9 protein-coding genes are annotated in these 15,806 nt (G+C 44.7%); all 9 read right to left on the bottom strand.

Annotation, left to right across the window (positions count from 1 at the left end; all coding sequences use genetic code 11):
* Nucleotides 1–176: 176 nt before the first annotated feature.
* From TCA2_RS18695 to TCA2_RS18660, 9 genes are read right to left on the bottom strand one after another with little or no spacing between them, the layout of a single operon-like run.
* Nucleotides 177–455 carry a hypothetical protein gene (locus TCA2_RS18695; protein ID WP_047913122.1) on the bottom strand — a complete coding sequence of 93 codons (279 nt, stop codon included), beginning with the start codon at nt 453–455 and terminating at the stop codon, nt 177–179.
* An 11-nt stretch (nt 456–466) separates the two neighbouring features.
* Nucleotides 467–955 (bottom strand): phage holin family protein, encoded by a 489-nt coding sequence (locus TCA2_RS18690; protein ID WP_047913121.1) that lies wholly within the window; start codon nt 953–955, stop codon nt 467–469.
* Between the two features lie 16 nt (nt 956–971).
* Nucleotides 972–2,210 (bottom strand): hypothetical protein, encoded by a 1,239-nt coding sequence (locus TCA2_RS18685; RefSeq protein WP_047913120.1) that lies wholly within the window; start codon nt 2,208–2,210, stop codon nt 972–974.
* Nucleotides 2,191–4,140: a hypothetical protein gene (locus TCA2_RS18680; RefSeq protein ID WP_047913119.1), complete on the bottom strand. Its 1,950-nt coding sequence runs from the start codon at nt 4,138–4,140 to the stop codon at nt 2,191–2,193. Before TCA2_RS18680 ends, TCA2_RS18685 begins: the two co-directional genes overlap by 20 nt.
* An 8-nt stretch (nt 4,141–4,148) precedes the next feature.
* Nucleotides 4,149–6,215: a discoidin domain-containing protein gene (locus TCA2_RS18675; protein ID WP_047913118.1), complete on the bottom strand. Its 2,067-nt coding sequence runs from the start codon at nt 6,213–6,215 to the stop codon at nt 4,149–4,151.
* A gap of 13 nt (nt 6,216–6,228) precedes the next feature.
* Nucleotides 6,229–11,211 (bottom strand): VWA domain-containing protein, encoded by a 4,983-nt coding sequence (locus TCA2_RS26330; RefSeq protein ID WP_052512206.1) that lies wholly within the window; start codon nt 11,209–11,211, stop codon nt 6,229–6,231.
* The gene (locus TCA2_RS18670) at nt 11,208–13,043 is read right to left on the bottom strand and encodes a hypothetical protein (RefSeq protein WP_052512204.1); all 1,836 of its coding nucleotides are present in this window, start codon (nt 13,041–13,043) and stop codon (nt 11,208–11,210) included. Before TCA2_RS18670 ends, TCA2_RS26330 begins: the two co-directional genes overlap by 4 nt.
* Nucleotides 13,036–15,507, bottom strand: coding sequence for a hypothetical protein (locus TCA2_RS18665; RefSeq protein ID WP_047913117.1), 2,472 nt, complete (start codon nt 15,505–15,507; stop codon nt 13,036–13,038). Before TCA2_RS18665 ends, TCA2_RS18670 begins: the two co-directional genes overlap by 8 nt.
* Nucleotides 15,500–15,754, bottom strand: a complete 255-nt coding sequence (locus tag TCA2_RS18660; RefSeq protein WP_047913116.1) for a hypothetical protein — start codon at nt 15,752–15,754, stop codon at nt 15,500–15,502. Before TCA2_RS18660 ends, TCA2_RS18665 begins: the two co-directional genes overlap by 8 nt.
* Nucleotides 15,755–15,806 lie beyond the last annotated feature (52 nt).

The following is a 15,806-nucleotide window of genomic DNA, read 5'->3' as shown; positions in this document are numbered from 1 at the left end:
GACGCCTCCTGTATACTGACTGCTTTCTTATTATATTCTTCAACAGATGCCGAAGCAACACCTAAATGTAATGCGTTACATTTGTATGATAGCACGCTGAATTTTAGGAATCAAGAGAAAAATTGAAAAAACGCAAGATATCGAGAGATATCTTGCGCTAGAAAGAGATAGAAGTATTAAGCTTCTTTCTTTTTAAACGTGCCAACGAGATTATGGAAGCTGACAACAATATCGACAGTGCTTCCTGCAACTCTCAGAACGAACGACTCAGAGACTTTAAGTGCGAACACTCCATTAACCTCTGCGTAGACTACTCTGACAGTATCAAGAACAGCCTGTTTCTTCTCTGCACCGTTGCCCTCTGTTTCGAAAAGAGCAACCAAGGTGAAGACCAATTGAACGACAGCCGGCGTAATTGCTAGATATTCAAGAGCTTTGCGAACGCTTGTTAACATTTCGTTTCCCCCTATTTCTCTTCCGTATTTTTGGAAGATCGATTAGATTTATTTTCAATCTCAGATTGAACAAAGTTAATGATGCTGTTTGGAATCCACTTCTCCCATCCAGCTCGTACAGAGTTAGCCGTTAAGCTGTTGAAGGTGTGGAAGATCAAGCCCGTCGTTACAAAATAGAAGATAACGCCTGGCGTGTTTAATACATAGTCAAGCATGTTGGCTGCTGCCGGAAAACAAAGTATGAATAAAGTCCTCAGTACGCCATTGATACCATATTCGGAAGAATAACTTCCATCTTTCTTGGAAGCGGCGATCCCACTGATCCAGTCCATAAAGATAAAGAATGCATAGATGGCAATCATAAACTTCCGCTCTTCTCCGCCGCCGTATACGGTTTCTACGATTGACCCGAAAACTCCACCTATTGTTGCCCATACTGCAGTTGATGAAGAAGCCATATTATCTAAGCTAAGTGTTTTTCCGAGCTCAAAGCGACTCATCGGTTTCACCTCTTTCTCATCGAGAATAATTAAGCCTTACCGCATGAAGGCATGGATTCACGCCATTGTACATCAGCAGCTTTGTACGAACCCAGATCCGCTCCGAAAACTGACCTGACCATTCAGTATTCTTGAGGGGAGTAAGGAAGCCATCGGCTTCTTCTCTCAGCAATTCGTACTCAAAAACTCGTCCCTCCATAAGCTGATCCAAGTTGCGATCAATACCAAATGCATCGCGATTGAGAAAGACGTGCTCTACAGATTCAATGTTATAGATGCCTTCCATATCGAATGGTGTTAATATTGTGCCGCCGCCTGGCTCAAACATCGTCAAGTAAACGCCGATCTCTTGCGCTCCGAGAACGAATACTTTCTTACCGCCAATATCAAGAGGATTCTTTTGAACCAACGTAATGCGAATCTTCTGAACGGGAACGCCAGGGAAGAACCACTTCTTGCGGGGTGTATACTCGTTGCTGTTTACAGCAGCCATATCTGGCTGTATAAATCCCTGAATGGTATTCCAAGCGCTGTTATAATGAATCTCCACATTCTTGACCTGAATGCCACGTTCCGGATGTGGATGGATCTGCACCGTGTTTATGTTGAGATTGTTTACTAGATGACTAGGCAGTTCAATCTCAAGGATGACATCCTCTTGATCCGGACATTCAGCAATATTATATGTTACTGTTCTGTGCCAGTAAGATTCATTATCTCCGTTGAATGCATTAAGCAGGTTGTTGTCAATGACTTCGCCCTTGGTATTCGTGCGACCTACTTGAACCTTCAGCTCCGTAGGAACAACCACAGCACCGTTCTTTTCATTGACCGTGTGCGTCTTTGGTATCTGATGAATCAGAGGTACTGTTGCATAGCGGTAGTTCAAGTCCACATCGCAGCGCAGGCTTGTCTCTCCGTTCTCTTGGGAGATGTTTGGGTAAACCGTTGTCATATCCTGTACGAAGCCGGTCTTGAAGAAGATCGGCTCGTAAGGCCCTGCTGATTCAATTCGATTCATCTGTGCTTCTAACTCTACGGTCTTTCGCTCAAGCATCATCGCATAGTTGTGTAGGGCTGTATTCGCTGCAAGGATGATCTGATGAGCCTCTGAAAGATTCTGGATGTTCAGATTGCTTTGTCGATACAGCTCTACAAGCTCTAGGTATTTATTATCTTCGTTGTTATTGTAATCCGAGGAAGAAGTAGCGCCCCGAAACTGGGCGCCTCCTGGTTTACTTGTAGGCATTCTCATAGCTCTGAAGTCTCCTCTCTAATTCAGCCAAATGCTCATTCATCTGATTCATCCTATTTGCCACAGGATAAAGGCCGTTCATCTTCTGTTCGGCCACCGCAACCGTTACAGTGTACTCGACTTTCATATCTCCAATTTGTAACGCGTTACTTTTTAATTTGATATATCCGTTTTCGAACACAAAATCCCCAGGACTATTGAGTTCTGCTCCATCTAAGAATACCACAAGCCTTGAAAAAGAGCTTTCTGCCACTCCAGGCATGAGAGGGTAACTGGTTTGTTCCATATTTATACTGAACGTTTTTACTGCAGAATACGTAATATTTTCCACTCCAGCTTCGTTTTCCCCCTGAAACCACGATTTTACGGCATCATCTTGATTTTTCGTATGATTTTCTATCATCATGTGATTCAATCGGATGTCTAAAATCTGTTCTTGGTGATCAGATAATACCTTCTCTGATTCGCGCTGCCCCCGATATCTTGCATTACGCTTCATGATATTTGGGTAGTGGTAATTATCATCCCTGCGCTCTACGATCACTAGATCGTATCCGTCATCTGCCGTGGCGATCCATCTTAATTCATAGAATCTCGTGAGTGCTTGTCCTTGATCATCATTCATGACAGCCTTAAGAATAATCGTATACCTCTTACGAGCATCGTAATCATGCAGTGCTGCGCGGATTCGGTATTCTCCACCGGCAGCAATCGTTACCGATTCTTGTATCTGAGTGCGCCCATCCATGTAGGTGAATGATTCTGCACCGACCTCTACCTTAAATTCGACAAATTTCCAAGCCGAATCTCCGCTATTTTTGTAGGATAGAAAAATATCATCCTTATTGATCGGCAGCTCATTCATCATAATCGAAGGATTAACTTGCACCTGGCCATCATTAGTGCCAATCCATAATTCTATTCCTGGCTTTTTCTTTGGCGGTTCCAATACGGAAACGACAACTGAATCTTCGCCGTGCGATCCCTCTACATTCTCAGCATAGAACTTGATCGTATACGTTCCAAGACGATTAAAGCTGAGTATAGCCTGCTCCCCATTCTGGTTAAGAATATCTACTCCTGTCGGAATATCCCACCGCCTGAGACTAATCTCGGCTTCTGATTCGGCAATAGCATCGAGGGCCAAACTCTCACCTTGCGACAAAGAGTGTGTACTTGGTTGAAGGATATCAACGAGTATAGGCGCAGGATCAGCGACATATATGGGCGCACTTATTGTGAAATTTTCACCTATTGTATTATTCACATTATACGTTACGTGATATGTTCCTGCTCTGCTAAAACGAGCACTATTGGTTAAATCCGTGAACGAGATCGGCCTTACAATGGTTGAGTCTGCATCATAGAACCAATCGCAATCTCTAATGGTTGTATTGCTACCGGTTAAAGTAATCTTGAAGCTGGCCGTTTCTCCAATCCGGATACGTACTTCGGGAGGATCAATTGTTCCTGATAGTGGTACATGCGGTGGCGGTGGGTCCTGATACGCTTCAATTCTGTACTCTACATAATCCTGTGCTTCAACATATCCGATGTATGGCTTTCGGTACCGGGCATCGCTTCGAACCTGGCTGATCGTTTTTCCGTCAACCCAATCCCCTATTGCCACTTCCAGATTGCTTGAATTAGGTCCGTACCGAACAACTTCTTCTATCCAACTCTTTACCCCATTATCGTAAACATAAGCAATCCCCAAGAGACTGCCGAACTTGCTTGATGGTGAGGACAACGGTGGAGCAAAGTTTACAATGCGGATTGTCAGGTTGTCTGCGCTCTGAATCTCAGGCACAATACTATAGCCTTCCGATGTACTGATACCGGTATTGCCAAGCACATCAGCGAAGTCCATTTCGTAAGGAAATACATTATCATCATCAAAATAAAATAGTACTTTTTCTATTGTTGGCATAAGCTACCTCACTTCGCTTGCAGCTGCAGACGCATTATTTTCGGCGTGATGTGTGGAATACTTTCTTCCCGCCTCATCGAAGCTCTCATCACGACTTGATTATTCTGAATAGAACTATCAATGACTTCATAGACCAACTGGAAGATGCAATTTGTTGGTAGGTAATTCAGCACGACTTGGTTTTCATAAATCGCGAAGTAGTCTCTATTATTCGGGGAGATATTGTAATACAGTGAATGCTCGTCCACGATCTTGAGACTATCCTTATCTGCCCTTACCCGTTTCTCCAAGAGGAAGTTGAATTTGCCTAGCAGGGTTTCATTAGGCAGATCGCCATCTGTAAAATCCTGCCGAAGCTGCATATCTCCCCAATGGAATAGGATTTGAATCTCACTCCATCCTGCTGCCAATGTCAAAGTTACTTCTTCATTGGACGGTACCATACGTTTACCATCTACATATACTGCATATGTTCCAATACGTTTTCTTACGCCGGATACAGTCTGAATGACAGCCAGGGATAGTGGTTCTACTCTGGCTTCTTCGCTATACACACAAGTGGTGAAGCGATAGAAATTATCGGACTTGCCGCCATTCTCACGGCGCAAATTTAATTGGTTGCCGATAGCTTGATAGTCAGTACGGATTGAATCTGGCCGGTTATCATATTGTGACTTCCATGTGCTGTTCAGCGGGATGGTGCCGTCAAACTTAATATAAGACCGCTCTCTTCTCCACTGATTAATTCCGCGAAGCAGGATAGGATTCTGGATATCGTCAAAGCTTTCTGGTAGGGTGCCGTCTTTGTCATCTTTGAGGAGCCTAAATACCTTCATGCCATTCTTTACTTCCTGCGTAGCTTCTGCTTGTCCAAACTCTATATTCTTCGATGCGCGAGCGTTAAACTCTACTGTCTTCGAATATTTAGGAGTTGTGTCTTCAGAGGGGCTGATCGGATACCAGATTAGGCTATCCAGTGCAGTTGTTTCATTCGTTAGCGCAACTTCATAATCAATCGTTGTCCCGAAAGGGATATCCTGTGAGGCGCTAAGCGAAACCATATTGATGTTATCAGAACTAAATACAAATGGCTGCGTAATTAAGGTGCCTTCGCTGAGATAGCTTTTCTTTGAAATCGAAATACTCTTTGCACCGAAGTAGTAGTTATACACGCCGGCAGAATTATCATCATGGTCCTTCTTCTCGTAGGTGAACTTAATTGCCTTCACTTTCAACTGAGAGAAGTTCCATACCGCTCGATTACTTACGGATTGCTTGTTATTCTTTTCAGGCAGCGGTGTGAATGTCGATCCATCAAGAGAGTATTCTACTTGGATCAAAACTGGTTTACCGTGATGAGCAATATACTCTATTTCATTAATCTCTTCTACACTGGCCAACCTGATCGTCAGCTCTGCTTTTACGGTGCCTGGCCCTGTCGTTTTAATTACATGCCACCAAGCTGTATTAATATTATCATCGAACGCATTGTTGATCGTTTCGATAGCAGACTGCTTTACGTTAGGTGTAAGTGCATTAAAAGTTGCTTGAGATCCTGATAGTAAAACTTTATTACTCTGCCTTTGATTCTCTTTCAATGTGATTTGACCGTTATTCAGATCAATGGCTACTGTACTATTGCCGGTATTCATCCGACTCGTATCAATGAAGTCTTCAATAACCGTATCTAGGTAGCTGCTGCCTGCGCCTGATACAAGGAGAAGCTGATCAATCTTCTTCGATAGCATCGATAGTTCATGATTGATTTTGGCGCGTTCTGTCTCGGCAAAGTTAAAGTCATTCATAATTCGAATGGTTTGATTAATTGTGGCGTCATACAGATCGCCAATGTCCTGTCTAATCATCATCACATTATCATTGTAGCTTTCGCTGTCCGACTTCTCTTTGCGGAGAACCTTACGAGGCGAAAAGGACGGAGCCCCAGGAGTATGCTCCCGGAGCCACTGCCCTAGATGATAAGTGATGGTTTGAATACTGGGATATCTTCCGCGCTGCAGATAGGACCTTACGATCTTTTCTACTGTGCGCGACAGCTGTGTCTGCCGGATGCCCATAGCTCATCACCTCTTAATTTGGAGTTGGATAATCTCTTGGTTCTTTTCTTATTGTAATATCAGATATTTTAGTTTGACCAGGGTTTTTTAGAGCAATATCACAGACGATAATAGAACGCTTCGAATTGAAGTCAGTAGGACTCAGAACGATTGTCTGAAGTATAGATCCTGTTCCTGCATCCACAATTTCAACCTGCGGTGCTCGATCAAGATCAGAAACATCCACGCCGTAATATTTATCGACTACAAGAGTAAGTGTTCGGTTAACAAACCCATCTACTGTAATGATTTCCACTTCATTATTCCAATGGTCGATCCCACTATTTCTCATATGGTCAGCATAGTCAAAGTTTAGATAAATCTTATTCGTTCCTTCAATATATGATCGATAACCCGGATACTCAGCATCCACGCGAGAGCCGTAAAATATATGCTTAGCCTCATCTCTATCAAGGTATCCGTGAAGATCCATATCTGATCTTGCGTCAGAGGCAGTGTTTGTTGGAATGCCCCATCTTAATCTAAAGAGTAAGTCGTAGCTGTTTTCGATGTTTCCTTCATCTGGTGTTGACCCTGGCGGTGGCACCGAGCAATCCACTACATTGATTTTAATTCGGCGTGTTACAGTCTTGCCATCTGTGCCGGTTGCTGTAATAACTACGTATCCAGATATGAGTTCACCTGCATCCTCTGATATCTGGCCAGAAATACTCGTGAGCTGGTTTCCGTAGTCTCCTTTGATATCAAGGTACTGTCCACCAGTTCCATCACTAAGCTGTTTTAGCGTGAACATTCCTTCACCCATCGGACCAATGATGTTGATGATAACACCTTTTTCCCTCATAGCACTTATGGCTTGAGCTGCGGTATAGATAGACATTCCATCCACTTCTTTATCGTGGAAATGCGCATCGGTCACTAAGACAAAGTGCTTCGCAGCATTCTCTCTAAAATCATAAGTGAGTGCCCCATTCACAGGATCCATAATGGATTCCAGAACCGATTCTCTTGTATCTCCTCCACCGGCCAGTACAATTGCTCTTAGCATGGATTCAAACTCTGAAGCGCTTGTGGTCAACGATGTCTTGGTAGTCGGTTCACTATAGTTAATATCGCTGTATCGCACACATCCAAGTCGATAGTCTACGTTGTCATCGTTCAGCCTTCTGATGAAGTTGTTTACATTGTCTGCAACTGAGGCAATGTGTTCACCCATACTTCCGGAGTAGTCAATTAAGAAGATAATATCTGCAATGCCACCTTCGCTGCTTCCTCCTGATCCACCTTCTCCAAACGCTCTTGAAGGAATCGTGAAGTTAAAGTCTTCGTGAAACGCATTACCATTTCGTTGATAGAACTCTTCTCCATTGAATGTCGCTTTAATCTCAGTAACTTTAGGTGCAATCTCTGCATATCCTCCAATGGTTAATGGGTCTGTATTACAATGCGTAATCTCTTCCGGATTAAGTGATGGCACAGTGACTTCAAGAATTGGATCAGCTCCTACCCCTGTTTCCGGGTCAGAGTTATGCTCTGGATCAATGGAGCAGACCTGAGAAGTAAATAAATCCATGTGCTTGCTTACAATGAAGTCTCCTGTCTTACCGATCACAGGGGCATTGCCGTAGTTTCCTGCATCTACTTCTGCCACCCATGGCAGCTCATCTAAGTTCTTCGGCCCGCCAGTCATCCAGCCGGTGTTCTTTGCTCCTGCTGTCTTGAAGTTAATATCCGAAGCCCATGCGGTTTTCGAATCATCATAGAAGTCTTTGAAGATGATGCCGACTCCCGTTAGGAAGATGTTGTTTGCGCCGGTTGCATTCCGGATCATAAGCGATACGCCTTTATAATAATCCGACCATCCTGCAACCAGTGTAACAGGCCCCGCCTTCGTCTCGATCGTCAACTCCTGAGTTACAAGCCATTCCAAAGGCACAATATTCGTCTGCATTTCTTTGGTCACGTCACTGTAATACTGGAAGATGATCTTATCTAGCATCAAGCAGTCGCGGACTGGATTCTTCTCCGGATCATAATCTGGAACGTTCGGGTTCGTTGGATCTTCTTCTGGCGAGTCATCATCTTCTGGACGGATAATATCTTTATTGATCGGACATTGATTCGAACTCCAAGCAGAAGGGAATTTGAATTTAACATAGTCACCTTTCGATCCGATCGATGGGCTTTCCGTATAGCTGCCGCTTGTGAGGATTTGATTCATCCATGAAGTATCTTTACCTGTAGGATCACCAAGCATCTTCCTGCTGTTCTTTACACCTGCGGTTTCGTAATAGATGTTGGATGCCCAGGCTGTTTTTGCATTATTGTGTTCATCCAAATAATTGACGCCAATCGAGCTGAGCTGGAATCCGTAGCCACTGCTGTTTCCTCCATCTTTAAACCATGCAGTAATCGTGTCGTCTTCTCCCCATCCGAACATGGCCGTTGCCCCGTCACCATTGTTAATTTCATACGGGAGCCAGTCGGCAGGAATATCAAACTTTTTAATGTCTTGAAGATTGGCATCGTAGTATTCCACATGCAGTGTATCGAACATTAAGCAGTCTCTCACCTTCGGTCCTTCCGGATCAATTGAGCAATCCTTCACTGTGACCGTCATGCTGTCGGATGCCTCGTTACCTTCGCTATCATAAGCCTTCACTTCAACCACAAAGCTGTCACCTACTTCATGACCAAGCGTTGGGTATCGGAAGTTGAAGGTTTGTTCATAAGGCGAAGCAGCCATCCAGAAAGGACTATGGTAGCCATCGATCACAACCGTCTCACTCATTCTTCTGAAGCTTGCCGTGCTCATTACATCAATGGATTCCATGTTCTTAACGTACTTCTCCATGAATGCGTATTGCTTAGGGAAGTTGTCTCTCAGGAAACTTGGATTGATAATGTACAATCTGTAAGCTTCAGCGAATCCTTCTGCGGGCTGCGTACATCCATAAGCAGTGACAGGTGCTTCTTTTCCGTTGTCTAGCTTCGTTCCCGGATTCGATTTATTTAGCTTGTAGTATTGTCTCATACCCGACCAGTTGATGGAGTCCCACCCGCTAATCTCTTGCCATTCTCTGTAGTCGTGCAGGCTCTTACCTATGTCGCTTGCATATTTATGGCCAGCATCAAACTTATAATAGTCCGCCCCGTAGAATCCAACAGCATGTCCAATCTCATGGATTGCAATCTCTCCTGCAATGTATGGTCGGCATGCGGGCTGATTGTTGTTGAGTGTCTGCAGGTCTGCTGTTCCTAGCGATCCTACTGGGAGCCAGTAGCTCTTGTATTTGTCCAGCGGCGTCAGCGTGTCGCTCTCATCCCTTGAAGAGTTAGACGTATAATCTGTTGGCCGGTATGCCATAAGATTGATGACACTGGCATTCAAGGCATCAGGTTCAAAATTAATAAAGGAATAAAATTGCGGCAGCTCCCCATCCTTCGCCCAAGCCGCGACACTCGGATTACCTTGAATATCATTGAAGTCGATCCAGTGATAGGTGTACGTATTCGTCTTGGCCACAAGGTCAGACAACGTATCAATAATATCTCCTGAAAGATATGAGCTTGCACTTGGGAAGAAGAAGCTGATGGCCTTGATCTTATAGGTTGCATAGATGCTGCCCAGCTGAAGCTCCGTCAATCCCGGTAAATTACTTACCGCCCACGACTTAAACGTCGACCACGGCTGAGGTAATGTGACTAGTCCTCTTAAGTTGTCTTGATGGAACTTCCATAGATAGGCATGAAAATTCTGAATACTGATATTGCTTTTGGTATAGATCGTATCTTCTTCAGGAGCAAGCGCTCGTCTAACCTTCTCCATGAAATCAAGCCATTGGTTTCTTCCGGTAAAGAAGTTAGGCTGTATATTCAGTGGCACGATATTACCTGCAGTAATTTGGACATTCCCGCTAAAGGCTTTATTTCCTGTCCAGTAATCTTGGTTAATACTTGATGGTGAGATTGAGCCGTCTACAAAATAGCTGATGCTGTTCGGCGTGTTCGGCTCAGTCGGCGTCTCCGGCTCTGTAGGCTCCTCTGTGACGATATCTTCAAGAGGTGTTCCGTTGACAAGCATAACGACTTTCGTAATTGGATACGGGCCGTCAGCCACTCCAGACACGATTAAATCATCACCATAGCATATCTCTGTTGTCTTAGGTGTGATGGTGACTTGCAGCTCATCTGGCTGCTCAGGATTAGGATCATCTTTATCTGGAATCCCATCCCCGTCTGTATCTTTATCTGGATCATCCTCCTCTTCCCCACAGTTTTCGAATCTCACATAGTCTGTGGTGTGTGTATCTCTTCCTTGGTCCGTATAAACGACAGCAATCAATTGCAGATAAGTTCTTTCTTTAACTCCCCATTCATCCAATGTTGCCTTTGGTATGACGAGTTCAATGCTCTCTTCAACACTTCCAGGATAGGTGTATTCTTTATAAACAAACTCTGTTAGCTTGCCACCTTTGTGCCGCATTTTGAATTTGAGAACAATTTTTATAATCTTCTCTTCTTCACTCGCTGTCCAAGCACGCACCTTAACAGGATAATCTATTCCTAAGCAGTACTTATCCGGATTGTCTTTTCTTTCAAGGATTCTAATATAGATGCGCCCATTACTCGAGACACCATCACTAGGGTCGTCAGGAAGATCATCTTCTGGGTCGTCCGTTCCGCCGCCTCCGCCCGGATTGTCAGGATTGCTTCCGCCTCCTGGGTTATCTTCGTCACCCGATCCTCCGCCGCCTCCTGGATTCTCTGGGTCAGTTGGATTGGTTGGATTCGTCCCACCGCCCCCAGGGTTATCTGGCGCAGACGGATCCGTAGGCTCTGGCGGATAATACGGCGGATCAACAACGTCAGAACCGCTGCCGGATTCGCTTGTACTTGCCCTGCGCAGGGAAGCTTCGCTATCGGAAGCCTCCGCGCCAGTGTATGCTTTAATCGTGAAGCCTTTTAAGAGAGGCGTTTTATTCTTCTGGGTCATTCTTCATCCTCCGGTCTTTCGAATAGCATTCTTAATCTGAGACTATATACTGGATATTCTGATTCAATATAGCCGGTCTTTGTCGTAAGTGCTTGGCTCGACTTCTCTACCTGCTGCACCGTATATATTTTAGGCGGCGCCTCTTCCCCACCACTGTTATACTCTTGATGCTCAAGCGGTGAAATCGGATACCACGTTGCACCATCGTCGATGGAGATAAAGTATTTAATCCATTTATACTCCGTTCCTGGCTGTGCATTTTCAATCATGAGAGGATTGTCTTCATCGACAGACAGCGTAATCTTCTCTAGCGGCTGCTCAAAGAAATAAGGCTCTGTTACGATCTCTCCGCTTTGCTCATACTCATAGGAGTAAACATTAATGTTTCGGATGCCGATAGTGTAGCGCCAGCCCTCGAAGCGCTCTGTGCCGATATCAATCGTCTGCTGTGTGATGCCTCTCGATAAAGAAGTAATGGCATCATCGAGCACCGGACTTGAAGCGTCTTCACCTTGAAGCGGATAGTAGGCGTTAACAGATGAATCCTTTACGCTAACTTCAACACCGATATCTTGCAGTGCCATGAGCGGACCTTCCACTCGGGGAAGATAGCCTGGCTTAACCTGCTTGGTTGCGGTATTCATGGCATAGTCAATATCGCTTCCGGCTTGCTGATTCTGCTCATAGTACTCATGGCCAATATCGGTGTAATACTTTGTTCGCTGTTCAAACAGTACAGAAATGACTTTGGCTGTTCGTGGAGCAAAATGAAATACATAATCATCATCTTTTTTATTTGACCCGATTACGGATTCTGGCATCCCGCTGCCGTCTGAAATAAGAATGTCTTTTACGATTGCTGTTCTTGCACCTTGGTTCGGAGGTGTATACATCTCAACATCTATTGCATTTACGGTTGTCGCTTCATTCAAGATGATCTGCATATGAAGCTTCAGCACGCCATTCTCCGGATCTCTTGCCCAATTCAATCTTTGATTTCCATGCACCTGATAAGCAAAGCCTAGGTTCTTGGCCACGTTCTGCTTATCATGATCTCGGATATTCACCAACTCGTATTCGAACCATGTATCCGGGTTTCCATCAAGCACGGATCCGTATGCGGCGTGATTGTTTTTACCGCCAACATACTGGTAGGTGTAGTCATTCTGAGTGTTTCCTCCGCTCACTGTCACCTCATGATTATTGCCAGGGAATCCGTTGGACTCCGTGCCGAGAATGAAGCTGTCGTAAGTCTTGTTTCCTGGAATGATCGTAACCTGTGCCACCTGACTTAAGTTGATACTGTCCGTCTGCGGTAACGTCACAATCCCGTTCTCAATACTAGCTGCCGTTCCGGTTGTGCGATCATAATCAATCTTATCGTTATTCAGAAAGTCATTGCGGTGGAAAGTGATCTTTCCGTTCGACTGCATATTAGAAGATAGAAGCTGAAGGTCTTTTAGCTTATCCTGTATCACACCGAACTGACTTTGCAGGATGCTGTGCTGTACCATGTTATGATTGAAATCCGTGTACAGCGCCCTGCCGATCAGATCAATCTCCTGATACATAATCTCCATGTCTTTTTTAATCTCATCCATCATGTTGTTGTAATCTTCTGACCATGGCGGCCCGCCTTCGGGAGCAAGCCGCAAGACCATCTGCGGTTGCCCTATCGAAGTGAAGAAGCTCTCGAACGCTTGGAAGACAGTCTGTATCAGCTTCGTATTTGTCTTAATGCTTCCATCATCGAATGCGGCTTTAGCTGCATCGAATTGTGCTTTCGCCTGCTCATACAGGAGCTGCGAATTATTCTTAATAGGTTCACTCATCTCGCACCTCTTGATCATAAGTCTGACAACGAATGGACCAGCTATATACGGAAGGTGTAACGCTCTCGTAACCGGCACTATTTCTACGCAGGATCGCTTTTAATCGAACGTCTGTTGTGAGGTAGTAATAGTCCACCACAATATCTTTCAGCTCTCCATCAAATGTGGAAATAGGGAAGTAAAGGGTGTTGCCAATTTGAGCAAAGTTCCTGCCATCGTTCTCGTTTTGGAGCCGGTTCTTATCATAAGTGCCACTAGCATAGTCTGTGATATTCTTGTACTCCACTCCGCCAACCCGGACGATAACCGGATAGTAAAGTTTATCCATGCTGAGCTGACTGCTGTCTTGTGTGTAGCGGTCATTCTGTGAGTCGTAATTGAAGATCTCACTCCGGTAAACGTAAGGAGTATGCTGCAGCGTGATCGTGTTGTTCGCATTCACGCCGTTGAAATATTCACCTGTTTCCCCTTGTGGGTTAATGTACTGCATTGGCTGTACAGTCTCTGCATCCACGTCAACGTAATAAGCCTCGTTCGCTGGCTTGTAGTCTACAGTGTAGATGCTGGAAGCAGAATAGAATGATTGCCTGATCCCTATTCTCTTTCCATCATCCGTAATGACATATTGGTCACCGCCGATTGGCACGCCATCTCTCCGGACAGTAACCGTATCTTTAGAGATGACAGGGAAGCGAAAGCTGAAGTTAATGGTGTTCTGCAGGAGATAATCATCGCCCCCAACCGAGCTGCCTAGCAGGAGTTCGCCTCTTACATAATCCTTGCCAGCCGGCATAATAGGATGCCATGCAGTTGGCTCTGGATTCTTTTTGTAGCTGATGTAGTACTCAACATCCGTGATCCGTGCCTTATCCCCATTCTCTAAATCCATATCATGATGCTTCTCCTCTGTAACAAGAGACATGCGTTTCACATTTCCGGACACGGGCAGTCCTTCAGACACGTAGATCGATCTTTGCAAATACTTCCGCCCGGTAATGCTGACATTGTATAAGCCATAAAGATAGGATAGCTTGTTGGCTGCAATATATTGCTGACTCAGTGTGCCTTCATCCACTGTAGCTTGATTCGTATTTGCACTGATCGAACGCAGAGCAAGCATCATAGGGTTTTGATAGTTACCCATTCTGACCTGCTCCATGGCTGACTTGGCAGCACTTAGAACAGACTTCGCTTTGTCGCCCTGCTTTTCAGCCCACTCTTGAAGCGCTGTGAGATATTGGCTCCAGCCTGTAAGCTGATTCTTCTTATCGAACTCAGCAATGGTTTCCCCTGGCTCCCGTTGATCGGCAATAGCATCGGTGCCGAGCTGCATAAGTTCTGCGGAACCTGCAATTTTATTCCACAGCTCCATGTTGTTCTGCTCATCTACATTCACCAGATAGTTTTCTTTTACGTAATTCTCTTGGCGAAGCAGGATACGAATCTTGGCCACATCGACCGATGGGAATTGGAATGTCATCTGTCCTACAGACTTCTTGCTTCGCTGATGCGGATTCTCATGATTAGGCGTAACGAGTTTGTAAGTCTTCCCTGCGTAATCGGAAGATTCATATCCATGAATGGCCACAATCTCAAGAGGATAAGAAGCATACGGATCAAGGCTAATCTCAGATACGGTCGTAATACCGTTCAGCCTAATTTCAAGCTCACACATTGCCCCATCCATCTCATAGCCTTCATAGTCATGTGTCCACAGATCACTGATATTTTGCGTAATCACATCATCGGCCAGAATGACTTCTGCCCAGAAGGTTTCTTGCGAACCATCTATGGCATTAGATATTGGATGATTATTATTTGTGGCCACTGTTCCGATCCGGTTCAACACCTGAATCGATGCCAGCTTTCTTCCATAGGGATTCTTAAGCTGGTCTATCGTTTCGAATGAAGCAAGCTGTAGTGAGTCACTGACAATCTCAGCACTGTATTTGTTATTTAGATATTGGCCATAGCGATCTTTTCTGAGAATTGCAAGCGATGATTCGCTAGTTTCAGTATATTGGGGAGCTTTGAATTGCTCATGGACTCCTTCTACGAATCCATCTGTGTTCTTCATTATCAATGCTTGCTTCTCAACCTCTGCTTCAAGGGCATAGATTTTCTTGCGAATGTCTGCAAGCATTGACCGTGACAACCGCTGATTATCATCCATTAAGCTGTCGATCTGGTTCGAAGCTGCAAATATTGTAGAGAGATCAAATGCAATCTCTTCAAGGTTACTGTTATAACTTCTGGAATCCGTCTTGCCGGTTTGGTGTCGAGCTTGAAAAGTCGGCGTTGCATTCGCTGAATCCAAGACTTTAAGCAGCCGTTCGAGTTCGGCTTGGAACTCGGTATCACTCTTGATGTATCCTTCTCTTTGCTTTAACTCCAGAAGCTCCATAAGCTTTTGCTTTTGAGTCTGCGGGAGCGTGGAAAGGAATTGGTCTAAATAGTTACTCATCTTTATTGTCCACTCCTTGGTTTCGGTGGTGCTGGTTTCGATGGTCGCCAGCTGGGCGGTGGCGGTTTAATTGTGCGACTTTCCAAAAAAACAATGTAGCAACTTTCACAGAAAGGACCTGATACATATCCTTTTGCGCTCTCATAGTTACAAGATAATGTGTCAGCCCAATGTGCTTTCTTGCAAGTCTTGCACTTCCAAAACCCAAGAATCCAAAAGAATAACTTATAAATAATAACACCAGCAAGGATGACTACTCCTATATTCCAAGAAAACAGTAACCAAAATAGTGGCACCCT

This window comes from Paenibacillus sp. TCA20 (genome assembly GCF_000732325.1).
Classification (GTDB): domain Bacteria; phylum Bacillota; class Bacilli; order Paenibacillales; family Paenibacillaceae; genus Paenibacillus; species Paenibacillus urinalis.
This window is presented reverse-complemented; position numbering and strand designations above follow the sequence as displayed.

Bases quoted from the DNA above. Each gene is read 5' to 3' on its own strand.
- TCA2_RS18695 (WP_047913122.1), bottom strand. From the start codon at position 455: ATGTTAACAAGCGTTCGCAAAGCTCTTGAATATCTAGCAATTACGCCG.
- TCA2_RS18690 (WP_047913121.1), bottom strand. From the start codon at position 955: ATGAGTCGCTTTGAGCTCGGAAAAACACTTAGCTTAGATAATATGGCT.
- TCA2_RS18685 (WP_047913120.1), bottom strand. From the start codon at position 2,210: ATGAGAATGCCTACAAGTAAACCAGGAGGCGCCCAGTTTCGGGGCGCT.
- TCA2_RS18680 (WP_047913119.1), bottom strand. From the start codon at position 4,140: ATGCCAACAATAGAAAAAGTACTATTTTATTTTGATGATGATAATGTA.
- TCA2_RS18675 (WP_047913118.1), bottom strand. From the start codon at position 6,215: ATGGGCATCCGGCAGACACAGCTGTCGCGCACAGTAGAAAAGATCGTA.
- TCA2_RS26330 (WP_052512206.1), bottom strand. From the start codon at position 11,211: ATGACCCAGAAGAATAAAACGCCTCTCTTAAAAGGCTTCACGATTAAA.
- TCA2_RS18670 (WP_052512204.1), bottom strand. From the start codon at position 13,043: ATGAGTGAACCTATTAAGAATAATTCGCAGCTCCTGTATGAGCAGGCG.
- TCA2_RS18665 (WP_047913117.1), bottom strand. From the start codon at position 15,507: ATGAGTAACTATTTAGACCAATTCCTTTCCACGCTCCCGCAGACTCAA.